The sequence below is a fragment of the Micromonospora sp. NPDC049366 genome (genome assembly GCF_044466625.1).
Lineage (GTDB): Bacteria > Actinomycetota > Actinomycetes > Mycobacteriales > Micromonosporaceae > Micromonospora.
The window spans coordinates 95,857-121,069 of record NZ_JBITMV010000016.1; the positions used below are offsets into that span (position 1 = coordinate 95,857).

21 protein-coding genes and 1 pseudogene are annotated in these 25,213 nt (G+C 72.6%); 5 read left to right on the forward strand and 17 right to left on the reverse strand.

The genetic code is table 11. The annotated features are described in order from the left end of the window. Nucleotides 1–2 precede the first annotated feature (2 nt). From ACIBTV_RS22615 to ACIBTV_RS22650, 8 genes are all read right to left on the reverse strand, one after another. The gene (locus tag ACIBTV_RS22615) at nt 3–1,199 is read right to left on the reverse strand and encodes a Gfo/Idh/MocA family protein (RefSeq protein ID WP_396707967.1); all 1,197 of its coding nucleotides are present in this window, start codon (nt 1,197–1,199) and stop codon (nt 3–5) included. Between the two features lie 53 nt (nt 1,200–1,252). Next, complete coding sequence (locus ACIBTV_RS22620; protein WP_396707778.1) at nt 1,253–2,311, reverse strand: substrate-binding domain-containing protein; 1,059 nt, start codon at nt 2,309–2,311, stop codon at nt 1,253–1,255. Nucleotides 2,312–2,404: 93 nt separating this feature from the next. Next, complete coding sequence (locus tag ACIBTV_RS22625) at nt 2,405–3,529, reverse strand: ABC transporter permease (protein WP_396707780.1); 1,125 nt, start codon at nt 3,527–3,529, stop codon at nt 2,405–2,407. Beyond that, nucleotides 3,526–5,037, reverse strand: coding sequence for a sugar ABC transporter ATP-binding protein (locus ACIBTV_RS22630; protein WP_396707968.1), 1,512 nt, complete (start codon nt 5,035–5,037; stop codon nt 3,526–3,528). The genes ACIBTV_RS22625 and ACIBTV_RS22630 overlap by 4 nt, the downstream gene beginning before the upstream one ends. A 145-nt stretch (nt 5,038–5,182) precedes the next feature. Then, nucleotides 5,183–6,361, reverse strand: coding sequence for an ROK family protein (locus ACIBTV_RS22635; RefSeq protein ID WP_396707782.1), 1,179 nt, complete (start codon nt 6,359–6,361; stop codon nt 5,183–5,185). Between the two features lie 245 nt (nt 6,362–6,606). Continuing rightward, nucleotides 6,607–7,695 (reverse strand): YihY/virulence factor BrkB family protein, encoded by a 1,089-nt coding sequence (locus ACIBTV_RS22640; protein WP_396707784.1) that lies wholly within the window; start codon nt 7,693–7,695, stop codon nt 6,607–6,609. Nucleotides 7,696–7,763: 68 nt separating this feature from the next. Further along, the gene (locus tag ACIBTV_RS22645; RefSeq protein WP_396707785.1) at nt 7,764–8,573 is read right to left on the reverse strand and encodes an ABC transporter permease; all 810 of its coding nucleotides are present in this window, start codon (nt 8,571–8,573) and stop codon (nt 7,764–7,766) included. 9 nt (nt 8,574–8,582) lie between these two features. Continuing rightward, on the reverse strand, nt 8,583–9,383 hold the full coding sequence (locus ACIBTV_RS22650) for an ABC transporter permease (protein ID WP_396707969.1): 801 nt from the start codon (nt 9,381–9,383) through the stop codon (nt 8,583–8,585). A 158-nt stretch (nt 9,384–9,541) separates the two neighbouring features. Between ACIBTV_RS22650 and ACIBTV_RS22655 the strand changes: the two genes are divergently transcribed. Then, nucleotides 9,542–9,859, forward strand: coding sequence for a PadR family transcriptional regulator (locus ACIBTV_RS22655; RefSeq protein WP_396707787.1), 318 nt, complete (start codon nt 9,542–9,544; stop codon nt 9,857–9,859). A 46-nt stretch (nt 9,860–9,905) separates the two neighbouring features. Continuing rightward, nucleotides 9,906–10,244, forward strand: coding sequence for a hypothetical protein (locus ACIBTV_RS22660; RefSeq protein WP_396707789.1), 339 nt, complete (start codon nt 9,906–9,908; stop codon nt 10,242–10,244). Nucleotides 10,245–10,428: 184 nt separating this feature from the next. On the opposite strand, the gene ACIBTV_RS22665 is transcribed toward ACIBTV_RS22660, so the two are convergent. Next, on the reverse strand, nt 10,429–10,617 hold the full coding sequence (locus ACIBTV_RS22665) for a DUF397 domain-containing protein (protein ID WP_396707790.1): 189 nt from the start codon (nt 10,615–10,617) through the stop codon (nt 10,429–10,431). Further along, nucleotides 10,608–11,411, reverse strand: a complete 804-nt coding sequence (locus ACIBTV_RS22670; protein WP_396707792.1) for a Scr1 family TA system antitoxin-like transcriptional regulator — start codon at nt 11,409–11,411, stop codon at nt 10,608–10,610. The genes ACIBTV_RS22665 and ACIBTV_RS22670 overlap by 10 nt, the downstream gene beginning before the upstream one ends. A gap of 258 nt (nt 11,412–11,669) precedes the next feature. Between ACIBTV_RS22670 and ACIBTV_RS22675 the strand changes: the two genes are divergently transcribed. Next, on the forward strand, nt 11,670–11,897 hold the full coding sequence (locus ACIBTV_RS22675) for a flavin reductase (RefSeq protein ID WP_396707793.1): 228 nt from the start codon (nt 11,670–11,672) through the stop codon (nt 11,895–11,897). Nucleotides 11,898–11,926: 29 nt separating this feature from the next. Here the strand turns inward: ACIBTV_RS22675 and ACIBTV_RS22680 are convergent, their stop codons facing one another. From ACIBTV_RS22680 to dnaG, 3 genes are all read right to left on the reverse strand, one after another. After that, nucleotides 11,927–12,859, reverse strand: a complete 933-nt coding sequence (locus ACIBTV_RS22680) for an ABC transporter ATP-binding protein (RefSeq protein WP_396707795.1) — start codon at nt 12,857–12,859, stop codon at nt 11,927–11,929. A 205-nt stretch (nt 12,860–13,064) separates the two neighbouring features. After that, nucleotides 13,065–13,601: a hypothetical protein gene (locus ACIBTV_RS22685; RefSeq protein WP_396707796.1), complete on the reverse strand. Its 537-nt coding sequence runs from the start codon at nt 13,599–13,601 to the stop codon at nt 13,065–13,067. A 1-nt stretch (nt 13,602) separates the two neighbouring features. After that, complete coding sequence (gene dnaG / locus ACIBTV_RS22690) at nt 13,603–15,474, reverse strand: DNA primase (protein WP_396707798.1); 1,872 nt, start codon at nt 15,472–15,474, stop codon at nt 13,603–13,605. A gap of 136 nt (nt 15,475–15,610) precedes the next feature. Here dnaG and ACIBTV_RS22695 point away from each other — a divergent pair, with 136 nt between their 5' ends. Beyond that, a complete protein-coding gene (locus ACIBTV_RS22695) occupies nt 15,611–16,825 on the forward strand; it encodes a low temperature requirement protein A (RefSeq protein ID WP_396707800.1) in 1,215 nt (404 codons plus the stop codon). Nucleotides 16,826–16,870: 45 nt separating this feature from the next. Here ACIBTV_RS22695 and ACIBTV_RS22700 read toward each other — a convergent pair whose 3' ends face one another. From ACIBTV_RS22700 to ppdK, 4 genes are all read right to left on the reverse strand, one after another. After that, a complete protein-coding gene (locus ACIBTV_RS22700) occupies nt 16,871–17,701 on the reverse strand; it encodes a siderophore-interacting protein (RefSeq protein ID WP_396707802.1) in 831 nt (276 codons plus the stop codon). A gap of 15 nt (nt 17,702–17,716) precedes the next feature. Then, complete coding sequence (locus ACIBTV_RS22705) at nt 17,717–18,994, reverse strand: deoxyguanosinetriphosphate triphosphohydrolase (RefSeq protein ID WP_396707804.1); 1,278 nt, start codon at nt 18,992–18,994, stop codon at nt 17,717–17,719. A gap of 9 nt (nt 18,995–19,003) precedes the next feature. Next, on the reverse strand, nt 19,004–19,354 hold the full coding sequence (locus ACIBTV_RS22710) for a VOC family protein (protein WP_396707805.1): 351 nt from the start codon (nt 19,352–19,354) through the stop codon (nt 19,004–19,006). Nucleotides 19,355–19,550: 196 nt separating this feature from the next. Next, nucleotides 19,551–22,286, reverse strand: coding sequence for a pyruvate, phosphate dikinase (gene ppdK / locus ACIBTV_RS22715; RefSeq protein ID WP_396707807.1), 2,736 nt, complete (start codon nt 22,284–22,286; stop codon nt 19,551–19,553). A gap of 373 nt (nt 22,287–22,659) precedes the next feature. Between ppdK and ACIBTV_RS22720 the strand changes: the two are divergent. After that, nucleotides 22,660–24,465, forward strand: a pseudogene (locus tag ACIBTV_RS22720) (beta-N-acetylhexosaminidase); the annotation flags it as partial. Between the last annotated feature and the right edge of the window lie 748 nt (nt 24,466–25,213).

Genomic DNA, 25,213 nt, shown 5'->3' on the forward strand with positions numbered 1-25,213 from the left:
GGTCAGACGGCCACCGCGGTCAGCGCCGGCTCCACCTCGGTCCACGAGGAGCCGAGCTCCGCCGAGCGGGTCACCGCGTCCAGCACCAGCTGGACCTGCAACGCGTCGGCGAAGGACGGAGCCGGGTTGACGCCGGTGGCGATCGCCTCGACGAGGTCCCGCATCTGGTGCGTGAAGGAGTGCTCGTACCCGATGATGTGGCCCGGCGGCCACCAGGCCGACATGTACGGGTGCTCGCCCTCGGTCACCAGGATGCGGCTGAAGCCCTGCTCGGCGGTCGGTAGCGTCGCGTCGTAGAACTCCAGCTCGTTGAGGCGCTCCAGGTCGAACACCAGGGTGCCCAGCGAGCCGTTGATCTCCACCCGCAGGGCGTTCTTGCGACCGGTGGCGAACCGGCTCGCCTCGTACGTGGCCAGCGCGCCGCCGTCGAGCCGGGCCACGAAGATCGCGGCGTCGTCGACGGTGACCTGCCCGGTGGCCGGGCCGTCGAGCGCCGGCCCGTCACCGTTGCCGTCGGCGGTGGCCGCGAGCCCGCTGGACTCGGCCGACAGCGGCCGCTCCTTGACGAACGTCTCGGTCACCGCGCTGACCCCGCTGATCCGCTGGTCGGTCACGTACTGGGTGAGGTCGATGATGTGCGCGCCGATGTCGCCGAGCGCGCCGGAGCCCGCCCTGTCCTTCTGCAGCCGCCAGACCAGTGGGAACTGCGGGTCGACGATCCAGTCCTGCAGATACGTCGCACGGACGTGCCGGATCACCCCGAGCCGCCCGTCGGCGATCATCTGCCGCATCATCGTGACCGCGGGAACCCGGCGGTAGTTGAACCCGCACATCGACCGCACCCCGGCGGCCTGGGCCGTGGCCGCCGCGGCGGCCATCGCCCGCGCCTCCTCCACCGTGTTGGCCAGCGGCTTCTCGCACAGCACGTGCTTGCCGGCGGCCAGCGCGGCGAGCGCGATCTCGGCGTGGCTGTCGCCCGGGGTGCAGACGTCGACCACGTCGATGTCGTCCCGGTTGACCAGGTCACGCCAGTCCGTGGTGTACGCCTCCCAGCCGAGCCGGTCGGCGGCGTCGGCCACCTTCCCGGCGTCCCGGCCGCAGATGAGCGACATCCGGGCCCGCGCCGGCAGGTCGTACACCCGATTCACGGTGCGCCAGGCCTGCGAGTGCGCGGCGCCCATGAACGCGTAGCCGACCATGCCGACCCGCAGTTCGTTCTTGTTCGTGGACAAGGTGGGTCTCCCCCCGTAAATCAGAACCCGAGCTTGATGTAGTTGCTCGCGTTCTCCTTCGTGATCGTCTCGGAGGCGAGGATGATCTCCTTGGGCACCTGGAGCTCCACCAGGTCCGACATGCCCTTGCCCTGCGCGATCAGCCGCGCGAGCGAGATGGCCGACGAGGCCATCGACGGGCTGTAGGTGACGGTGGCCTTGAGGACCGTGTTGTCCGCCTGGATGTCCTCGATCGCCTTCTTCGAGCCGGCGCCGCCGACCATGAAGAACTCCTTGCGGTTGGCCTGGTTGATCGCGGCCAGCACGCCGATGCCCTGGTCGTCGTCGTGGTTCCAGACCGCGTCGATCTTCGGCAGCGCCCGCAGCAGCTGCGACGCCTCCGCCTGGCCGGAGTCGGCGGTGAACCGCGCGGCGCGCCGGTTCGCGACCTTGAGCCCGTTCTGGGCCAGCGTGTCGGCGAAGCCCTTCGACCGCTCCTGGGTCAGCTCCAGCTCGTCCATGCCGGCGATCTCGGCGATTACCGGGTTGCTGACGTTCTTGGCCTTGAGCTGGTCGACGATGTAGTGGGCCGCGGCCACGCCCATGCCGTAGTTGTCGCCCTTGACCTGGAGGCGGTAGGCGAGGGCGTCGGGGAAGGCCCGGTCCAGGTTGACCACCGGGATGCCGGCCTTCATCGCCTCCAGACCGGCGGCGTTCAGCTCCTTGCCGTCGTGCGGGAGCATCACGATGATGTCCGGCTTCTGCGAGATCAGCGTCGAGATCGCCGCCCGCTGGGCCGCGGCGTCCGCGCCGGCCTCGACCGTCTTGAACTCCACGTCGGAGTACGCGCCGGCCTGCGCCTTGGCGTTGGTGGTGATGGCGGCGAGCCAGCCGTGGTCGGCGGCCGGGGCGGAGAAGGCGACGACGACCTTCTTGCCGGGCTCCGCGTTGCCGCCCGCGGCGGCGTCGGCGCCCTTGGTCTGCGCGGCGGTGGGCGCGCTCTCGTTGCTGGTGCAGCCGGCGAGCAGCACGCCGGCGCCGACGGCGGCCCCGCCGAAGAGCAGACGGCGGCGGGACACATCGCCACTGTGCTGGGTCATGACGACCTCCATGTTCGCGGTGGTGTGAGGGAAAAAGGGTGCGTGGGGCCAGGCCACCGTCGTTCGCGCGGTGGACCGGTGTGCTGCGGTGGGTCAGGTGGTGGTGATCTTGTTACGCCCGAGGAACTGGCTGAGGCTGCCGAACTGCACCTGCTGGATCAGGACGGCCGCGACGATGATGCCGCCCTTGACCATGTTCTGGGCCTCCGTGGAGAGGCCGTTGATCGCGAAGAGATTGGTGATCGTCGAGAAGATGATCACGCCGAGCAGGGAGCCGATGATGGTGCCCCGCCCGCCGCTGAGCAGCGTGCCGCCGATGATCGCGGCGGCGATCGCGTCCAGCTCGTAGAGGTTTGCCATCGCCGCCTGGGCCGAGGTGGCCTGGGCGGTGAGCATGATCGCGGCGATGCCGCAGCAGAGGCCGGAGAGCCCGTAGAGCAGCACCGTGTGCCGCTTGACGTTGATGCCGGCCAGCCGGGCCGCCTCCGGGTTGCCACCCACGGCGACGGTGCGCCGGCCGAAGGTGGTGCGGTTGAGCAGCACCCAGCCGGCGATCACGACCGCGGCCAGGATGTAGACCAGCAGCGGGATGCCGAGCACCTTCGTGCTGGCGATGCTGTTGATGAACGTGTTCTCCGAGACCTGCGTCTGCTTGTCGGAGATCTCCGCCGCCAGGCCCCGGGCCGCGACCAGCATCGCCAGGGTGGCGATGAACGGCACCAGCCGGCCGTACGAGATGAGCAGGCCGTTGACCAGGCCGACCGCGAGCCCGACGGTGAGCGCGCAGAAGATCATGCCGCCGGCGCCGTAGCTCTGGGTGGCCACCGTGGTGGCCCACACCCCGGCGAGCGCGACGATCGCGCCGACCGACAGGTCGATGCCGCCGCCGATGATCACGAAGGTCATGCCGACGGTCACGACGCCGACCACCGAGGCGAGCTGAAGGATGCTGAGGATGTTGTCCCACACCCAGTCCGGGTTGGAGTACAGGTCGGAGCGGGTGACGGCGCCGATCACGATCAGCACCGCCAGCACACCGATGAGGGCCAGGTTGCGCTTGGCTCCCTCGCCGCCCTCGCCCCGCCACCAGGAGAGCCTCGGCGCCGTCCTGGCGTGGTCGGCCGCGGCCGCCGTCTCCGCCGGGTCCACCGGCGGCGACTGGGCAGGCAGCTGCGACGCGCGCTCCGGCGTCGCGGTCGTATCGGTCACTTCACTCATGCCGCCACGCCTTCCATCAGGGACCCCGCCATGACGAGGTCGAGGACGGTGTTCTCGTCGAGTTCGTGGGCCGGGGCCTCGCGGACGACGCGCCCCTCCCGCATCACCAGCACGCGGTCGGCCAGACCGAGCACCTCCGGGACCTCGCTGGAGACCAGCAGCACCCCGACGCCGCGTGCGGCCAGGGCGCGGATGACCTGGTAGAGCTCGGCCCGCGCGCCGACGTCCACGCCCCGGGTCGGCTCGTCCAGCAACAGCAGCTTCGTGTCGCCGAGCAGCCAGCGCCCGACCACCACCTTCTGCTGGTTGCCGCCGGAGAGGGTGCGCACCGGGCGCCGGACGTCCCGGGGCCGCAGCTCCAGGCTCTCGGCGATGCGGTCCGCCTCGGCGCGCTCCGCCGCCGCGTTGGTGAAGCCGGCGCGGGCGAACTGGGCGAACGTGGCCAGGGTGATGTTTCGGTAGATCGGGTCACCGAGCAGCAGCGCCTGGCTCTTGCGCTCCTCCGGGGCCATGCCCATGCCGGCGCGGACCGCCGCGCCGACGCTGCCCGGCCGCAGCGTCTGGCCGGACATCCGCACGGTGCCGGTCTCCGACCGACGGGCGCCGTAGATGGTCTCCAGCAGCTCGGAGCGGCCGGAGCCGACCAGGCCCGCGATGCCGACGATCTCACCGGCCCGGACCCGCAGCGACACGTCCGCGAACTCGCCGGAGCGGCTCAGGCCGTCCACCTCCAGCAGCTCCGCGCCCGCCGACTCCTCCTCGGGGCGGTCCGGGAAGACGTACTCGATGGTGCGGCCGGTCATCCGGCTCACCAGGTCGCGGGTGGGGGTGTCGCGGGCCGGCAGGTTCGCCGCCGTGGTCCGGCCGTCCTTGAGGACGGTCACCCGGTCGCCGATCTCGCGGATCTCCTCCAGCCGGTGGGAGATGTAGATGACGGCGATGCCCTGGGCGGTCAGCTCGCGGATGATCCGGAACAGGTTGCCCACCTCGTCGTGGGCGAGCACCGCGCTCGGTTCGTCCATGATGATCAGTCGCGCCTCGTGGGACAGCGCGCGGGCCATGCTGACGATCTGCTTGCCGGCGGCGGGCAGTCGCCGGACCATGCGCCCCGGCGGGATCTCGGCGTGGCCGAGCCGGCCGAGGATCTGCCGGGTACGCCGGGCCATGTTGCCCCGGCGGACGAAGCCCAGCTGGCGCGGCTCGTGGCCGAGGAAGGCGTTCTCCGCGACGGAGAGGTCCTCGACGAGGTCGAGCTCCTGGTAGATGGTGGCGATGCCGGCGCGCATGGCGGCCTGCGGGTTGGCGAAGCTCGCCGGTTCGCCGCGCCACTCGACCAGGCCGGAGTCGGGGCGGTGCACCCCGGCCAGCACCTTGATCAGGGTCGACTTGCCGGCGCCGTTCTGACCCAGCAGGCAGTGCACCTCGCCCGCGCGGACCTCCAACTGCACCCCGTCCAGGGCGCGGACGCCCGGGAAGGTCTTGACCACATCCGTGAGGCGCAGCACCACCTCACCCGCGACGGTGTCGGCCGGAGCCTCGACCAGCGGTGCGTCCGGTGTTGCGCCGTCCACACCCCCGACCGGCTCACCTGGTTCGCGCTCGGTCACCACGCCCTCCTCCCGCTCTCGTTTGACGCCTCCCCGAAGAACACCGTCACGACGCCTCCCCGAAGGCCACGTCGCTGGCGAGCACCGCCGCGCCGGCGACCCCCGCCCGCGAACCGAGCTCGGAGAGGACGACGGGCAGGTTGCCGGTGGCCAGTGGCAGCGACCGGCGGTAGACCACACTGCGGATCTCGGCGAGCAGGATGTGCCCGAGCTGGGCCAACCCGCCGCCGATCACGATCATGGATGGGTTGGTGAAGCTGACCAGGCCCGCCAGCACCCCGCCGACGCGCCGGCCTCCGTCCCGAATGAGCTGGATGCAGGTGACGTCCCCCTCGACGGCGCCCTCGGCGACGTCCAGTGCGGTCACCGCGCCGTTCGCGGCCAGCCGCTCGGCCAGCGCGGGCGAGACCCCGGCGCGCGCCGCGACGGTCGCGTCCTTGGCCAGCGCGGCTCCGCTGAACAGCGCCTCCAGGCAGCCGACGTTGCCGCAGGAGCACATCGGCCCGTGCGAGTCGACCTGGATGTGGCCGATGTCGCCGGCGCAGCCGTCGGTGCCCCGGTAGACCTCGCCGCTGAGGTAGATCCCGCAGCCGATGCCGGTGCCGATCTTCACGAAGAGGAAGTCGTCGACCGAGTGGGCGACGCCGCCGTGCCGCTCGCCGATCGCCATGATGTTGACGTCGTTGTCCACGACCGCAGGGCAGCCGTGCTCGCGGGTGAGCTGTTCGCGCACCGGGAACCGGTCCCAGCCGGGCATGATCGGCGGCGAGACGGGCACGCCGTCACGGAAACTCACCGGTCCCGGGACCCCGATGCCGACCGCGTCGAGCCGCTCGTACGCGCCGTCCACCTTGGCCTTGTGCAGCAGTTCGTTGACCCGCTGGAGGATCAGCTTCGGGCCGGAGCGGATGTCGGCGGGCTCCCCGTAGGCGGCGACGGGCTCCAGCCGGCCGTTCACCACCTCGACGTCGATCGAGCTGGCGCCGAGGTCGACGGCGGCGAAACGCAGGTGCGGACTGAGCTCCACCAGGGTGGACCGCCGGCCACCGCGGGAGGCGGCCAGGCCGGCCTCGGAGACGTAGCCGAGCGCCACCAGTCGGTCCAACTCGGTCAACAGTCGGGGGCGGGGCATCTCCAACCGGTCGCCGAGCTCGGCCCGGGACGCCGCGCCCTCGTCGCGGAGCAGCCGCAGGAGGCGTACGTGCAGCGGGTCTTCCGTCCGCACCGGTCCACCTCCGCCTCGCGGTCCTGTCACATTGGGTTACGTCATATCGACGCAACCGCGATGTGTTGTGCCCGACACAGTAGGAGCCTTCCGAGCCGCGTGTCCAGAGCTTCAGCCATTCCGTCTCCAACTTTTGTCCGAACGAGCAAAAGCTAATAGTGGATCAAGGAAAGAGTGGCCGTCCCGGGCGGGAGGCCACTCTCTCGGTGAACAGGTGATCGCGGTCGGTACGACCCGACGCGGGGTCAGCCGGCGCGACCGCGCTTCTGCCGGTTCTTGCGGAGCTTGCGGTCGTCGCGCAGCTCCACGTACGGCTCCTCGTCTGCGTCGTGCCCCGCCGCGATGGCCCGGCCGCGCTCCAACTCGGCGTCGAACTCGGCGCCGAGCAGGATCGCGATGTTGGTCAGCCAGAGCCAGATCAGGAAGATGATCACGCCGGCGAGCGTCCCGTACGTCTTGTTGTACGAGCCGAAGTTCGTCACGTAGAACGCGAACAGGCCGGAGACCACCAGCCAGATCACCACGGCCAGCACCCCGCCCGGGCTGACCCAGCGGAAGCCGCCGTGCCGGGCGTTGGGCGACGCCCAGTAGAGGATGGCGAACATCAGGCTGACCAGCACCAGCAGCACCGGCCACTTCGCGATGTTCCAGACCGTCACCCCGGTCGAGCCGAGGCCGATCGCGTTGCCGGCCGCCTCGGCAAGGCGACCGGTGAAGACCACGATCACCGCGCTGACCAGCAGCAACACCCCGACCACGGCGGTCACGCCGACCCGGGTCGGCAGCGTCTTCCAGATCGGCCGCCCCTCCGGGACGTCGTAGATGGCGTTGGAGGCGCGCATGAAGGCCGCGATGTAGCCGGAGGCGGACCAGAAGGCGGCGAGCAGACCGAGCACCGCGGCGAGGCTGGCCAGCCCACCGGACTGCTTCGCCTGGTCGATCGCCTGCTCCAGGATGCGCTGGATGTTGCCCTCCGGGATCGCCTGGCTCACCGTGTCCCGGACGTTCTCGGTGGCGTCCGCGCCGAGCAGGCCGAGGATCGAGATCAGCACCAACAGGCCAGGGAAGATGGACAGCACCCCGTAGTAGGTCAGCGCGGCCGCCCAGTCGGTCAGGTTGTCCTCCTGGAACTCCCGCACCGTGCGGCGCAGGGCCGCCTTCCACCCCGTGCCGGGCAGCTTGGCCGGGCTCTCCGGCCCCTCATCCGGCCTGACCGGCGACGGGTCCCGGCCGGCGCTCGCGCCTGCGGACGCGTTTCCGGTCGCCCCCGCGCCCGGTCCCGCGCTGTCGTCCCGGTCACGCCCACTGCGGGCGGAAGACTCGTCAGCGGTCATCCCGCCCTCCCTCGTCGTCGGTGGTCTCGCCCCCTGCACATGCCCCGACGACGGCGGCGGATAACCAGCTACTTGTAGAGCAACCGCCCCATCCGGCGCGACGCGACCAGCAGCCCCAACGTCATCACGACGACCAGGTAGAGCACGTCGAGCAGCCAGCCCCACCCGTCGACGCCGAGCGACAGCCCCCGGATCAGGTGCACCGACCGGTAGAGCGGGGTGACCTCGACCAGCCAGCGCAGCACGGCCGGATAGACCTCCGCGGGCACGAACGTCCCGGAGAAGAGGAAGAGCGTGAACTGGGCGGAGCCCATGAGGTCGAAATCCTGCCAGCTGCGCATGAAGGTCGACAGCGCCATGCCGAGCGCACCGAAGGTGAAGCCCACCAGCACGGCGGCCGGGAACGCGGTGGCCGCCCGCGCCGCGCTGGTCAGGCCGGTCGCGGCCATCACCACGAGGAAGGCGGCCGAGTAGGCGCCGCCGCGCAGCATCGCCCAGCCCAGCTCGCCGAGGGCGATCTCGAACGGCCGTACGGGGGTGGCGATCACCCCGTCGTACAGCTTCATGTACTTCATCTTGCCGAAGAAGTTGAAGGTGGTCTCCGCGAGCGCACCCGTCATCGCCGACGAGGCGAGCATCGCCGGCGCGACGAACGCCGCGTAGGTCACCACCTGGCCGCCGGGCAGCGTGAGGTCGCCGACCAGCGCCCCGACGCCCACACCGATCGAGAGCAGGTAGAGCAGCGGCTCGACGAAGCCGGACACGAGCAGCAGCCAGTAGACCGACTTCAGGGCCGCGACGTTGCGCTCGGCCACCGAGGCCGACCGCCGGGACGCGGCCGAGACGTCGACCAGCCGGGGCAGCACCAGGCTGACCACGAGACCCTCCTAGACCACGAGCCGACGACGGAAGACCCGGTGGGCGAGCAGCCACCCGCCGAGCGCCCAGACCACGAGATAGCCGAGATGGCCGGCGACCGACCACTGCGGAGCGACGCCGAGCGTGGCCGCCCGGCAGAGGTCGACCGCGTGCCACAGCGGCGTCGCGTAGGCCAGCCAGCGCAGCGCCTCCGGCAGGCTCTCGACCGGGAAGAACACGCCGGCGAAGAGCGTCATCGGGATGACCGCGAAGCGGAACAGCATCGCCAGCCAACTGTCGCTGTCGACCGAGGCGCTGTAGGCGAAGGTCGGCGCGGCCACGGCCAGGCCGAGCAGCGCCACCACCGGCAGGGCCGCCACCGCCCACGGCGTGCGCAGCGCACCGAACACCCCGGTGACCAGCAGGAACGCCGTGATGGTGGTGAGCACCCGGAACAGCACGTAGAGCAGGTGACCGGCCAGGATGTCACCGACCCGCAGCGGCGCGGCGCCCTGCGCGAAGTAGGTCTTGATCCACTGGAAGTTGCTGAACACCGGCCAGGTCGAGTCACCGATCGCGACCTGGAGGGCGGTCGAGGCGACCAGCCCCGGCACCAGCCAGTCGAGATAGCTCACCCCGTCGACGCCCTGGTCGATGTAGGCCCCGACCCCGACGCCGAAGCCGAGCACGGTCAGCACCGGCAACAGGAAGGAGGAGAAGACGCCGGCCCGCCAGGTGCGCCGGTAGCCGACCAGGTAGTAGTGCAGCACCGCCAGCGCCGGCACCCGGGGCAGCGACGGGCGCGCCCGCTCTGCCGCCTGTCGTGCCACACTCACGCGATCACCCCCGGGTCGCCGTCGCTCCGCCACGTCTTCCTACCCCGGGGGTACGACAGGCCGGAGCCACCATACGACCGGTCGGCGTACGTGTCGCGGCAGTTTCGGGTGACCCGATGACACTATTAATCTACATAGGTAGGCTGAGCGTCATGGAACCGCTCGGACGGATCGGCGCCGCCACCGTCGACGTGCTGCGGGTGCTGCTCGACAGTGCCGAGCCGCGCTGGGGTCTGGAGATCATCAAGCTGACCGGGCGGCCGTCCGGCAGCGTCTATCCCCTGCTCGACCGCCTGGAGCGGCACGGCTGGGTCACCTCCTCCTGGGAGGCGGAGACCGAGCGACGCGGACCCCGGCGACGGATGTACCGGCTCACCGCGGACGGCGCCGCCGAGGCGCGGCGGGTCTGCGCCCGGGCGGCGAGCCGCCGCACCGCCCTGCGGTCCGCCCGACCCCGGGCGGCCGGATGAACCGCCGGACCGCCCGGCACCGCCCACGGCGCGGGCGGGCCGCGGCATGAACCGGCTCACCGTCGCCCTGGCCCTCGTCCGCTGCGCGGCGGCGCTGCTGCCCGACCCCGAGCAGCGCGCCCGCCACCTCGAACAGTGGCGCGCCGACGTTCGCGGTGCCGCCGAGCTGGAGCTGTCACCCCTGCGGATCGCGGCGGGCACCGCCGTCGCCGCCGCCCTGATGACCGTCACCACCCGGAAGGAGACGCCCGTGCTTCCCATCGGCCCGCTCGCTCTCGCCCTGCGCCTCGTCGACGGACCCACCGCCCGTCGGCGTGCCGTCACGCTCGCCGCGCTCTCCGGCATGGCCCTGCTCACCGGCCTGGGGCTGCTGCTCGCCCAGTGACCCGCCCCGGCGGGCCGGGACGGCGCGGTCACACCGAGCCGGCGGCGGGCCGGGACGGCGCGGTCGCACCGAGCCGACGGTGCGCCGAGCCGCCGGCGGCCGCCCCACGCTCCGCCGACACCGACACCGACACCGACAGCGCGGCCGACCGCCGGGGGCGCGCGCCGACGGAGGGCGGGACGCGCTACCGCCGGATGCCGCGTGCCACGAACGCCCGCCAGGCGTCGGGCGTGAAGGCCAGCACCGGACCGGCCGGGTCCTTGGAGTCGCGGACGGCCACCACGCCGGGGAGGTTGCCCGCGACCTCCACGCAGGCGCCGCCGCTGCCGTTGCTGCGGGTGCTCTTGCGCCACCGGGCGCCGGTCAGGTCCATGTCTCCGCCACTTCCGCGATCAGGTCGAGGGACTGCTGCTGCGATAGTGCCTCACCGCGGATCGACTCCCACACCTCGACCATCTGCCGCACGTAGTCGGACCGGTCGATGACCTGCCCGTGGCGCTGGCCGTCCAGGTAGACGACGTCCTCCCCGGCGGGCGCGGTGGCGATCACGAAGGGACCATCGAGCCCAGCGTACGCACCGGCCGACAGCGGCACGACCTGGATCCGGACCCGGGGCAGCGCGGTCGCGACCTTCACCAGGTGTCGCAACTGCTCGCGCATCACCTCCGGCCCGCCGACGCGCCGCCGCAGCGTGTGCTCGTCGACGACCACGCTGAGCAGCGGCGGGCGGTCCCGGGTCAGCACGCCCTGCCGATCCAGCCGCGCGGCCACCTGCTGCTCGATCTCGTCCGCCCCGAACAGGCCGGCACCGGCCAGGACCGCCCGCGCGTAGCCCTCGGTCTGCACCAGGCCCGGCAGGTAGAGCGGCTCGAACCAGCGCAGCGCGGTGGCCTCCTGCTCGATGCCGGCCCAGTCACGGAACCACGGCACCACCGTCTCCCGGCTGATCCGACGCTGGATGCGCTCGAACCGCCCGTCCGCCCCGAACACCACGTCGCAGCGGCGGGCGAAGTCGAGACTCGGCCGCCGCTCCGAGGTCTCCACCTTGGCGACCAGCGCGCCGGAGTAGCTCAGCGCCTCGGCCAACGCGCTCTGCGACAGGCCGCTGGTCACCCGGGCCAGCCGCAGCTCCTCGGCGAAGTGGTCCAGCATGGACGAGCTCTCCACGGACACCCTCCGTACATCCTCGTACCGCCGGGGCCGGGCTGTCGTACGCGCTGGTCGTCGGCGTGCGGAACCTCCCACCGTAGTCGGCCGCTCACCAGACTGTCACGCAGCGGAACCGCTCACGGGATCGGACGGCGGGCGGAACCAGGCCGGGGCGCCACCGGACGGCGAGGTCCGGTGGCGCCCCCTCCCACCTCGACGGAGGGTCCTCATGAGACGCAGCTTCCGGCGGTGCCGGCCGACCGGCGGGGAGCGGTGATGCCCCGCTACCGCCCGCACGTCGCGGCGCGGCCGTCCTGGCGGTGCCGGGTGTGCGGCGCCGCGTGGCCCTGCTCGGCGGCCCGGCTGGCCCTGCTCGGCGAGTATCGGGGCGACCGCACCGGTCTGCTGGTCTACCTGGCCACGCTGTTGGAGGACGCGACCGGTGACCTGGTCGGCCACGACCGCCTGACCGACCGCTTCCTCACCTGGGCCAGAGGCCGCTGAGCCGCGGCGGGCGCGGCGAGCGCGGCGGCTCAGTCGACCAGGGTGCGGCCGGTGAGGTGGAGGAACACGTCCTCCAGGCTGCTGCGCCGGACCAGCACGTTGGCCGGGACGAGGCCCAGCGCCTGCACCTCGGCCAGCGCCGCGTCACCGTCGGCGACGTAGAGCAGGACGCGGTCGGGCAGCACCTCGACGCGCTCCCCCAGGCCGTCGAGCTTGCCGGCGAACGCCTCCTGCGACTCGGCGGCGAAGCGCAGCTCCACCACCTCGCGGGTCGAGTGCCGCTCGATCAGCGCCCGCGGTGAGCCCTCGGCGACGATGCGGCCCCCGTCCATCACCACGAGCCGGTCGCAGAGCTGCTCGGCCTCGTCCATGTAGTGCGTGGTGAGCACCAGCGTCACACCCTGCTGCTTGAGCCGGAACAGCCGCTCCCACACCAGATGCCGGGCCTGCGGGTCGAGCCCCGTGGTCGGCTCGTCGAGCAGCACGATGTCGGGCTCGTTGACCAACGCGCGGGCGATCGTGAGCCGCCGCTTCATGCCACCCGAGAGCGGCTCGACCTTGCTGTCGGCCCGCTCGGTCAGCTGCACGAAGTCGAGCAGCTCCGCCGCCCGCTCCCGCGCGACCCGGCGCGGGATGCCGAAGTAGCGCGCGTAGGTCGTCAGATTCTCCCGCACGGTCAGCTCGGGATCGAGGTTGTCGAGCTGGGGGCAGACCCCGAGCCGGGCGCGGATCGCCGGCCCGTCGGCCACCGGGTCCATGCCGAGGATGCGCAGCTCGCCGCCGCTGGGGGGCGAGACACAGCCGACCATCCGCATGGTGGAGGACTTGCCGGCGCCGTTCGGCCCGAGGAAGCCGAACGCCTCGCCGGGCCGCACCTCGACGTCGATGCCGCCGACGGCGGTGAAGTCGCCGAACCGCTTCACCAGCCCTCGTGCCTGGATGAGGGGTTGAGCCGTGGTCACCTGTCAGACCCTAGCCACCGGGTCCGACAAGCCCACCTGAATTACGGCCGCCCACACCGCTCGCGGCGCCCCCGCCGGCAACCCATCGACGTGTGTCTGGAGAACGCCCGCCGGACCGACCCGGTGGCGCTGCACCGCGGCGCGGACAAAGCGTTGCAGGACCTGGGCGCCCGCTGACCCGCGACGCCGATCCGCTCCCGCCGGCTCAGACGTCGGCGGGGGCGGTGGCGGCCCGAGCCGCGGCGACCAACCGGTCGGTCTCGGCGACCACCTCCGCGTCGTCGACCGGCGTGTCCGGGTCGTAGCGGACGGTCCAGGTGAGACCGTCCACGCCGGGCACGCGGCGGGCCGCGACCCGGCCACTGCCGCCGGGCACCGGGTGGTGCTGGGTGTACGCCACCGAGCGGGTGACCCGGGCCCGCACCTGGTGCGGCAGGTCGCCCGGGTCGAGCAGCAGGTAGGTCTCCGCGGGTGCGTCGGCGACCACCAGGTAGTCGCCCCGGTCGGTGAGCTGTTCGGCGGGGGTGACGGTCAGCTCGCGACCGGACCAGACCGCCTTGATCAGGTCGTGCCAGCCGAGCCGGTGGCCCCGGCCGGGCAGCCAGAGCCCGAGGTTGCTGGCCACCAGCACGCCGTCGCCCTCACCGTTGCCGGCGGCGGCCCAGGCCAGCACCCGCTCGTCGGGCGCCAGCGGCGGCCGGTCGGCCGGCGGCAGCTTGGGCCGGCGGTGGAACAGTCCCATCTCAGAGCCCTCCCGCAGCCTGTTCCCGCAGCGCCCGGGCGTGCTGTTCGAGGGAGAGCAGCTCGCCGAAGAGCGCGAAGTATTCGTCCTTGTTGCTTACCGGGTTGATCCGCTGAATGCGGGACTTCAGGTCCCGGATCCGGCCGGTCACCGAGCCCCACTGGAGCCGGGCCATGGTCACCGACACGTACCGCGGATCCGGCTCGCCGTCGATCCGCAGCGGCTCGACGGCCAGCTCGGCGACGAGCGCCTGAGCGGCGAGGTCCGGCGCGGCGTCCCGCACCGACTCGATCCAGACGGCGCCGCCGGCGGCCGTGGACGCCCCGCCGGCCGCCGCGACGGCCTCACGGACCGCCACGTGCACGGGGTGCCGGTATTCGTTCGCCTCCACCGCGTCGAACATCGGCCCGGCCAGCACGGGCTGCTGGAGGGCGAGCTTCAGCGCCTCCCGTTCGACCATCGACTGCGGGCTGTCCACGCTCGGCTCGGGGTTGGCCGGTCGGGGTGCCGGCGCGGCGGCCTCCCGGCCGGCGGGGGCCGACGCCGCGGCCAGCACCGCCCGCTGCACGGGCTCGATCTCCATGCCGAGGTCACCGGCGAGCTTGCGGACGTACTCCGGACGCTTCTCCCGGTCCTTCAGCTTGGCGACCAGCGGCGCGGCTCGGCGCATCGCCTCCACCCGGCCGTCGACGGTGTCGAGGTCGTAGCGGCTGATCACGTGCCGCAGCGCGAAGTCGACCAGCGGCTCGCGGCGCGCGACCAGGTCGCGGACGGCCAGGTCACCCTTGGCCAGCCGCAGCTCACACGGGTCCATGTTGTCGGGGCTGACCGCGATGAAGGTACGCCCGACGAAGCGCTGGTCGTCCTCGAAGGCGCGCAGCGCGGCCTTCTGCCCGGCGGCGTCACCGTCGAAGGTGAAGATGATCTCGCCAGCCCGCTCGTCGCTGTCGAGGAGCACCCGGCGCAGCACGGCGATGTGGTCGGCGCCGAAGGCCGTGCCGCAGGTGGCCACCGCCGTCGGCACGTCGGCCAGGTGGCAGGCCATCACGTCGGTGTAGCCCTCGACCACGACCACCTTGCCCTGCTTGGCGATCTCGCGCTTGGCCTGGTCGATGCCGTAGAGGACGTGCGACTTCTTGTAGATCGGCGTCTCGGGGGTGTTCAGGTACTTCGGGCCGTCGTCGTCGTCGAACAGCTTCCGGGCACCGAAGCCGATCACGTCACCGGTGATGTCCCGGATCGGCCACATGAGCCGCCGCCGGAACCGGTCGATCAGAGACCCGGAGCGCGACGGGCGGGACAGCCCGGCCGTCGTCAGCTCGTCGGCGGTGAAGCCCTGCTGGCGGAGGTGCTTGGTGAGCAGGTCCCACGCGTCCGGGGCGAAGCCGCAGCCGTAGCGCTCGGCGGCGGCCCGGTCGAAGCCGCGGGCGGCCAGGAACTCCCGCGCCGGGCGGGCGCCGGCGGTGGTGAGCTGGGCGCGGTAGAAGTCGACGGCGGCGGCGTGCGCGGCGACGAGCCGCTGCCGCTGCCCCTGCTGGGGTCGGGCGCGGGGGGCGGCGTTGTCCGCCTCGATGTAGCGCAGTTGGATGCCGGCGCGGGCGGCGAGCCGCTCGACCGCCTCGACGAAGCTGAGGTGGTCGGCGTCCATGAGGAACTTGATCGCGTCGCCGCCGGCCCCGCAGCCGAAGCAGTACCAGACGTTGCGGCCGGGCGAGACGTTGAACGACGGGCTCTTCTCGTCGTGGAACGGGCAGAGGCCCTTGAGGTTGCCGGCTCCCGCCGGCTTCAGGGTCACCGTGTCGGAGATGACCTCCGCGATCGAGGTGCGTTCGCGGACCAGCGCGATGTCCTCGTCCCGGATCCGGCCAGCCATGGATGCACCCCCTCGGCGTACATCCTGCCCTGCCGGACCGACGACGTACGGGCGGGGGCGCGCGGTGTGGCGCGGACCGCGCGCGCCTTGTCCCGTTTCGTCCCGGACACCCGACCCGCTCGGCGAGCATGGGTGCATGCGGTGGCGACGGGGCGACGGGGCCCGCTGGACCCGGCTGGCCGGTCGGCTGATCGCGGTGCGACCGGCGGCCACCGTCGTCGACGAGTCCGGCCACCGGCACGCCACCTGGTTCGAGCTCTTCTTCGACGTGATCTTCGTGTTCGCCCTGGCGGCCGTGGTCGACCGGCTCGGCGACGATCCCACCCCCCGGCCGGGCGGCGTGGTCGCCGTCCTCGGGCTCTTCCTGCTGGTGCAGTGGGCCTGGGTGGGGCACGCCTACTACGCCACCCGGTACGAGGCGGACGACCTGCCGCACCGGTTGCTGCTGCTGTTCGCGCTGCTCGGCGCGGGAGCGATCACCCTCGGGGTGGACGAGGTGCCCGACGGCGAGATGCTGCCGGTCGGCTACCTGATCGTCCGCGGCGTGCTGCTCCTGCTCTACATCCGGGGCCGCCCCCAGACCAGGGTGGCCCGGGCGGGCACCGCCGTCTACCTGATCGGCTTCGGGTTCGGCTGGCTGATCTGGCTGGCCTCGCTGGCCGTCCCCGGACACCTGCGGCCGGCGTTCTGGATCACCGGGACGGCGATCGAGCTCGCCACGCCCTGGATCGGCTACCGCTGGCTGAGCCGATGGCCGGTGGACGTCCGGCACCTGCCGGAGCGGGTCGGCCAGTTCATCATCATCGTGCTCGGCAGCACGGTGGCCAACCTGCTGGCCACGGTGCCGGACCACCCGGACCAGAAGATGGCCCTCACCGCGGCGTTGGCCGCCATCGTGCCGGCGGCGATCTGGTGGATCTACGCCACCTTCGTCACCAGTGGCATCCCGATCCACCGGCTGCGTGGCGGCCAGCCCTACGCCTACCTGCACTACTCGCTCGGTGCCGGCCTGCTGCTGCTCGGGTGGACGCTCGGGCAGACGGTGCGGGCGATCCACGGGGAGATCCCGCTGAGCCACGAGGTACGCCTGCTGCTCGGCGGCTCGTCCACCCTCTGGATCGTCTCCGGGCTGGGCCTGTACTGGCTGTCGATCCGGGTCTCGCTCCCCGCCACGCTGCTCTTCGGGTTCGCCGCCGCCGCGGTCTGGGCGCTCGCCCTGGCCGTCTCCTCGCCCTTCCTGCTGCTCGTGCTGCTCAGCACGGTGATCGCCGGGTACGCGGCGCTGTTCACCGTCCTGCTCGGCAGCGAACGGTCGAGGCAGGCGCCGGGCGAGCTCACCGCCACCGACTGAACCGGACGTCCCTTTCGTCGTCACCCAGCGGCTCGGGGCCGGAGGTCAGGCCGCGACGGACTCCTCGGCCTCCGCCTGCCGGGTCCACTCGGGCTTGCTGGCCCGCCAGCCCTCGTCGTCCACACCCACCCGCCAGTAGCCGGAGATGGAGAGCATGTCCCGGGGGAGGCCGCGCTCGACGCGCAGCAGCCGGCGCAGCTCCTTCACGAACGTCGCCTCGCCGTGCACGAAGGCGTGCACGGCACCGGCGGGAAAGTCCATCGCGCGCACCGCGGCGACCAGCGCCTCGCCGACCGGGCGGTCCCCGCGGTGCAGCCAGGTCAGCTCGACCACACCCGGGCTGCGCAGCCGCTGCTCCTCCGCCGGGCCGCTGGTCTCGACCAGCACCCGGGCGGGCGCGCCGAACGGCAGCCGCTCCAGCGCGGCGGCGATGGCCGGCAGCGCGCTCTCGTCGCCGACCAGCAGGTGCCAGTCGGCCTCGGGGCTCGGGGCGTACGCGCCGCCGGGGCCGACGAAGTGCACCGGGTCACCGGGACGCAGGCGCGCCGCCCACGGGCCGGCCAGGCCCTCGTCGCCGTGGTGGACCACGTCGACCGTCAACTCGCCCGTGGCCGCGTCCCACGCCCGCACGGTGTACGCGCGCAGCCGGGGCCACTGGTCGCGCGGCAGGTCCCGACGGATCGCGGCCAGGTCGAGCGGCATCGCGTAGTCGACGCCGGGCTGCGGAAAGACCAGCTTGATGTAGTGGTCGGTGAACTCGCCCACCGGCAGGCCGGCCAACTCCTCGCCACCGAGGATCAGCCGGATCAGGTGCGGGGTGGGCCGCTCGGTCCGCAGGACCCGAACCGACGTCACGGTCGTACGACGCTCCGTCATATTGGTTAGGCTACCCTAACCAGCTGCCCTGCTCGCGGGCGGTGCGCCACGGCGGACCAGCCGGGTGTGCCAGGTCACCGCCGCCGGGTCGGTCAGCGAGGCGACCTGGTCGATCACCACGCGCAGCCGTGCGGCGTCGTCCGGCGCCGCCCGCCACAGCGGGGCGAAGACCGGGTCCAGCCCGTCCGGCGCCCCCGTGACCAGGGCCGCGACCAGCTCGGCGAGGATCTGCCGCTGCCGGTCGTAGCGCTCCCCCGCACCCGCGCGGCGCATCACGTACCGCAGCGCGATCCCCTTCAGCAGGGCGCAGCGCGCCCGCACCCGCCGGGGCACCACCAGGTCCGCGGCGTAGCGGCGCAACGGGCCGGGACCGAACCGCTCCTGGGTGGCGGCCACCGCGGCGGAGACGAACCGACCGGTCAGCACGCTGGTGGTGGCCTTCAGCGCCGCCTGCGCGCGGTGGCTGCCGTCGTAGCCGGCCAGCGGGGCGAGCACCGGGTCGGCCAGCAACTCGACCAGCACCTCACCGAGGTCGGCCGGGGACTCGCCGGAGTAGGCGGCCGCCACGTCGGCGCAGAGGGCCGCCCGCTCGTCGGCGTCGACGAGCAACGGCCGGAGCGTGACGTACCCGCCGTGGATGCCGTCCTCGACGTCGTGCACCGAGTACGCCACATCGTCGGCCCAGTCCATGACCTGCGCCTCCAGGCAGCGCCGGTCACCGGGCGGCGCGCCCGCCCGGATCCAGCCGAACACGTCGGCGTCGTCCGCGTACACCCCGAACTTGCGCTCCCCCACGCGGCGCGGCCAGGGATACTTCGCCACGGCGTCCAGCGAGGCGCGGGTGAGGTTCAGCCCGGCGGACGACCCGTCCGACGCCACCACCTTCGCCTCCAGGCGGGTGAGCACCCGCAGCGTCTGCGCGTTGCCCTCGAAGCCGCCGCACGGGCTGGCCAGCAGGTCCAGGGCGGCCTCGCCGTTGTGCCCGAACGGCGGGTGCCCGAGGTCGTGCGCCAGGCCGGCGACGTCCACCACGTCCGGGTCACAGCCCAGTCGCGCCCCCATCTCCCGGGCGATCTGGGCGACCTCCAGCGAGTGGGTGAGCCGCGTCCGCAGGAAGTCGTCGGTGCCGGCCGTGTGCACCTGCGTCTTCGCGGCCAGCCGACGGAACCCCGCCGAGTGCAGCACGCGAGCGCGGTCCCGTTCGTACGGGGAACGGCCGTGACCGCTGTCCTTCGGCGGCTCCGCGACCCGCCGTTCGTCGTCCGGCGCGCCGCCGGGCGGCTGACCGCTCAACCGGTCGACCTACTTCCGCTGCCGGAGCACGCAGAACTCGTTGCCCTCCGGGTCGGCGAGCACCGTCCACTCCACGTCACCCTGGCCGATGTCGACGTGCCGGGCGCCCATGTCGACCAGCCGCTCGACCTCGGCCTCCTGGTCGGTCGGGCGCAGGTCGAGGTGCAGCCGGTTCTTGCCCTCCTTGGGCTCGGTGACCGGCACGAACACGATGCCGGGGAGCCGCTCCGCCGACGGGCGGATCTCCACCTCGTCGGGCCGCTCGTTGACCACCTGGTAGCCGAGGGCCTCGGCCCACCAGCGCGCCAACCGGGCCGGGTCGCGGGCGTCGACGGTCAGGCTCTCCCAGACGCTGCTCATGCAGTCCACCCTTCCGCATCGACGGGGTACGAGCCAGCCAAGGTTACGCCCGGACCGCCGTCTCGGCGCGCCGGGCGAGCCGGGCTCCTGGTCGACGCGGCCGTGCCGGCGGGCGGGCCCGGGCCGAAGCGGCGCGGCGGGATTCGGGCGCGGCGGGGGCGCGGCGGGCCGGTTCCCGCCGCGCGCCTCGCCCCGGTCAGCGGCTGTCCGAGCCGGCCGTCTCCACCGCCGCGCGGCCGGCCTCCAGCCGCGCCACCGGCACCCGGAACGGCGAGCAGGACACGTAGTCCAGACCGACGGAGTGGAAGAAGTGCACCGACTCCGGGTCACCGCCGTGCTCGCCGCAGACGCCGAGCTTCAGCCCGGGTCGGGCCGCGCGGCCCTCCTCTGCGGCGATCCGGACCAGCCGGCCGACGCCCTCGCGGTCGATCGACTCGAACGGCGAGATGCCGAAGATGCCCAACTCCAGGTAGCGCCAGAAGAACGCGCCCTCCACGTCGTCACGGGAGAAGCCCCAGCCCATCTGCGTGAGGTCGTTGGTGCCGAAGGAGAAGAACTCGGCCGCCTCGGCGATCTGGCCGGCGGTCAACGCCGCCCGCGGCACCTCGATCATCGTGCCGATCAGCACCTCGACGCCGCTGTCGCCGACCACCTCGGCGATGATCTTCTCGGCCTCGGTGCGTACGGTCTCCAGCTCCTGCACGGCCCCGACCAGCGGCACCATGATCTCCGGGCAGGCCGACCCGCCGTCCCGGACCACCGCGACGGCGGCCTCCGCGATCGCCCGGACCTGCATCGCGAACAGGCCGGGGACGACCAGCCCCAGGCGTACGCCACGCAGGCCCAGCATCGGGTTCTGCTCGTGCATACGGCGCACCGCGGCGAGCAGCGCCTCCTCCTTGGCCACGTCCTCGCCACGCTCCTGCGCGACCGCCACGTCGACCGCGAGCTGCTCCAACGGGGGGAGGAACTCGTGCAGCGGCGGGTCGATCAGCCGGACGGTCACCGGGAGGCCGTCCATCGCCCGGAAGATCTCCACGAAGTCGGTCCGCTGCAACGGCAGCAGCGCGGCGAGCGCCGCGTCCCGATCCTCACCGGTCCGCGCCAGGATCAGACGTTCGACCAGCTCCCGGCGGTCACCGAGGAACATGTGCTCGGTGCGGCACAGCCCGATGCCGCCGGCACCGAAGCGCCGCGCCCGGGCCGCGTCCTCGGCGGTGTCGGCGTTCGTCCGAACCGCCAGTCGCCGCCGCTGGTCGGCGTGCGTCATGATCCGGTGTACGGCCCGGACCAGCGGGTCGTCGGTGTTCTCCGCGTCGAGGGTGCCCTCGAAGTACTGCACCACCTCGGAGGGCATGACCGGCACCTCGCCGAGGTAGACCTTGCCGGTCGTGCCGTCGATGGAGACGACGTCACCCTCGTCGACGGTCCGCCCGGCCACGGTGAACCTCCGCTGCGGGACGTTCACGTCCAGCTCGTCCGCCCCGGAGACGCAGGTCTTGCCCATCCCCCGCGCCACCACGGCAGCGTGGCTGGTCTTGCCGCCCCGGGACGTGAGGATGCCCTTGGCGGCGATCATGCCGTTCAGGTCGTCGGGGTTGGTCTCCCGACGGACCAGGATCACCGACTCCCCCTCGGCGGCCAGCTCGACGGCGCGGTCCGAGCTGAAGACCACCTTCCCGGACGCGGCGCCCGGCGACGCCCCGATGCCCTTGGCCACCGGCTCGAACTCGTGGTCGAGGCGGAACCGGGGGAACATCAGCTGGGCGAGCTGCGCCCCGTTGACCCGGTGCAGCGCCTCGTCCAGGTCGATCAGGCCCTCGTCGACCAACTGGCCGGCGATGACGAAGGCGGCCGCCGCCGTCCGCTTGCCGACCCGGGTCTGGAGCATCCACAGCTTGCCGCGCTCGATGGTGAACTCGATGTCGCACAGGTCCCGGTAGTGCTCCTCCAGCCGGGCCATGTAGCTGAGCAGCTCGTCGTAGGACGTCTTGTCGATCCGCTCCAGCTCCTGCAACGGGACGGTGTTGCGGATGCCGGCGACCACGTCCTCGCCCTGGGCGTTGGCCAGATAGTCGCCGTAGATGCCCTGCGCCCCGCTCGCCGGGTCCCGGGTGAAGGCGACGCCGGTGCCGGAGTCCGGGCCGAGGTTGCCGAAGACCATCGCCACCACGTTCACCGCGGTGCCCAGGTCGGCCGGGATCCGCTCCTGCCGGCGGTAGACCACCGCGCGCTCGGCGTTCCACGACTCGAACACGGCGCGGATGGCCAGGTCGAGCTGCTCGCGCGGCTCCTGCGGGAACTCCCGGCCGGTGTGCTTCGAGAAGATCTTCTTGTACGCGTCGACCAGCCCGCGCAGGTCATCGGCGTCGAGGTCGAGGTCGCTGGTCGTACCCTTGGCGCGCTTGGCCTCGTCGAGCGCGTGCTCGAACTCCTCGCCCGGCACCTCGCACACGGTCTTGCCGAACATCTGGATGAGCCGGCGGTAGGAGTCCCAAGCGAACCGGTCGGCGCCGCCGGAGGCCGCCGGGTCGGCGCTGCCGCGGGCCTGTCGTGCGAGTCCTTCCACGCTGCGGTCGTTGAGACCGACGTTCAGGACGGTCTCCATCATGCCGGGCATGGAGAACTTGGCGCCGGAGCGGACGGAGACCAGCAGCGGATCGTCCGGGTCACCGAGCGGACGGCCCATCTCCCGCTCCAGCGACTCCAGGTGCGCGGCGATCTGGTCGGCGAGTCCGGCCGGCTCCTCGCCGGTCGCCAGGTACGCCTTGCAGGCCTCGGTGGTGATGGTGAAACCGGGCGGCACCGGCAGACCGAGGTTGGTCATCTCGGCCAGGTTCGCGCCCTTGCCGCCGAGCAGGTCCTTCAGGTCCTTGTTGCCCTCGGCGAAGTCGTATACGTACTTCTGATCCACCGTCTCTCGCACTGCCACCAGACCTCCCACGCGCGCCATTGACACTTAACGAAGGTTCAGTTCGGACATACCCCGCGAGCAACCACCGTTAATCCGGCGGTGCTCAGCGGTCGGTGGGCGAAGGTTAAGCGAACATCGGGTGACCTGGGACCGTTCGGTGACAATAGGCACAGCTATCACGACTATCCGCGTTCGTACCGGTTTTTGGGAACGCTTCCACGCGCACGAACACGCAGTACCGCCGCCCGTCGTACCCTTGAGGCACGCGTTTCGGTGAACTTCACCTTTGCCATAACCAACGCAAATACACCCCGGAGCCGCTGTCGTGTCCACCCTCTCCTCCCCCGCCGACCGGGACCGGACCCCGCCGACCGTCGCCGACGCCGACGGGGTGCCGCCGCGCGAGCCGGCCGTGGATGAGGTGCCGCCGCGCGAGCCGGCCGCCGACGAGGTACCGCCGCGCGAGCCGGCCGGCACCGGTGTCGACGGGGTGCCGCTGCGGGACGCCGACGTCGCCGACCTGGCGCGGGCCGCCGACCGGGCCGCAACCGAACTGCTCGCCCCGCCGGCCGCCGACCTCGTCGATGTGACCCCGAGCCGGCTCGGCGACACGCCCCCGGCCCGGCTCGGCGACGTGGTGCCGGCGCCCGAGTGGGTGCAGCCCGACCCCGGTGCCGACCACCGGCTCGCCCCCGACACGGTGATCCGGGTCAGCGCCGACCCCGCGGCGCGGGCCGTCGCCGACCAGCTGACCGCGCTGCTGCGCCCGGCCACCGGCTACCCGCTGCCCGTCACCGACCTCACCGACGTCGGAAGGGCCGGCGGCATCGCCCTGATCCTGACGGACGACGACACGCTCGGCCCGGAGGGCTACCGGCTGGACGTCGACCGCGAGACGGTGCGGATCGCCGCGCCCGGGCCCGCCGGCCTGCTCTACGGCGTTCAGACGCTGCGCCAACTACTGCCCGCGGCCGTCGAGAACGCCACCCCGGTCGCCGGGCCCTGGATCCTTCCCGGCGGGTCGATCGTCGACCGTCCCCGCTTCGCCTACCGGGGCGCGATGCTCGACGTGGCCCGGCACTTCTTCCCCGTCGCCGACGTGCTGCGGGTGATCGACCACCTGGTCCGCTACAAGCTCAACCACCTGCACCTGCACCTCACCGACGACCAGGGCTGGCGGATCGCGGTCGACGCGTGGCCGCGGCTCACCACCGTCGGCGGGGTGGGCGAGGTGGGCGACGGGCCGGGCGGGTCGTACAGCACCGCCGACTACCAGCGGATCGTCCGCTACGCCGCCGACCGGCACGTCACCGTCGTACCCGAGATCGACCTGCCCGGGCACACCAACGCCGCCCTCGTGGCGTACCCGGAGTTGGCGCCGGAGGGCGTCGAGCCGCCGACGCCGTACACCGGCACCGAGGTCGGCTTCAGCTACGTCGACCCGGCCAGCGAGCGGACGTACGAGTTCATCGCGGACGTCCTCGGCGAGGTGGCCGCCCACACTCCGGGGCCGTGGCTGCACATCGGCGGCGACGAGGCGTTCAAGGTGAAGGGCGAGGCGTACACCGGCTTCGTGGAGCGGGTGCAGCGCCTCGTGGCGGCCACCGGCAAGACGGTCGTCGGCTGGCACCAGATCGCCCCGGCCGCGCACGCCGAGGGCCGGGTGCTCCAGTGGTGGGGAACCACGTCCGACGACCCCACGACCGCCGAGGCCGTCCGCCGCGGCGCCCAGGTCATCCTCTCCCCCGCGAACCTCATCTACCTGGACATGAAGTACGCCCCGGACACCCCGATCGGGCACGACTGGGCCGGTCTCATCGACGTGCGCCAGGCGTACGACTGGGACCCGGGCAGTCACCTCACGGGCGTACCGGCCGAGGCGATCCTGGGCGTGGAGGCGCCCCTCTGGACCGAGTCGGTCACGTCGCTGCCCGAGATCGAGTTCATGCTCTTCCCCCGGCTGCCCGCCGTGGCCGAGCTCGGCTGGTCATCCCGGTCGACGCACGACTGGGTCGGGTTCCGGGAGCGGCTGGCCGGTCAAGCGCCCCGTTGGGCGACCGCGGGCATCACCTTCCACGCCGCACCCGAGGTGCCCTGGCCAGCGGCGCCCACCGCGCCCACGGAGCAGACGACCCCGGCGAAGCCCACGGAGCAGACGACCCCGGCGAAGCCCGCAGATCCGACGGCGCCCACCGGGGATACCCGGCCCACCGCACCCGGCGCCTCTGCTCCCGCGCCCACCGGGGATAGCTGGCCCACCGCACCCGGCGCCCCTGCTCCCGTACCGTCCATCGGCCCCGACGCGGCCCCCGGCGCCACGATCCCCACCCAACCAACCGCCCCGGCAGCCCCGATCACCCCACCGGTCCCCGCAGGCGGGTCGATTCCGCCAGCCGAAACCTGACCCACCCATCCCGCCCAACCCGCCCAACCCGGACCTCACCCGCCCCCACTTCCGGCGATCATGCAGTTGTGGTGCCTGACAAACCCGCATTTGCACCTTTTGCGAGGCACCACAACTGCATGATCGACCGCCGCCACAGGTCGAGCCGGGCGAGGCACGGTAGATCTTGGTGAGTTGCGGCCCCTATGGGGGCACTAATCGTCCAAGATCTGCGGGCGCCCTCCGCGCCAACCGCGCCACAGGTGCGGTATGTCCGGTTTGGGTGGGTGGGGTGTCCGGGTTTGGGGGTTCGGGTCCCGTGGGCGGGGCCACCCTTGAGGCGGAATCGTCGACCGGCCCGGGTCGTTGAACATGGCACGCCGCGCGGCCCCGAGCCGCCGGCCCCCGCACCCCCGGCCACACCCGCCAGGGATCGGGAACAAGCGACCAACCCCGGTCGTTGCACAACCTCGACGCCGCCAGCCCCGAGCTGCCGCCGTCACCGACCGGGTCCGGGAATCACCGGGCCGCCCCGGTCGTTGAACACCCCGGACGCCACGAG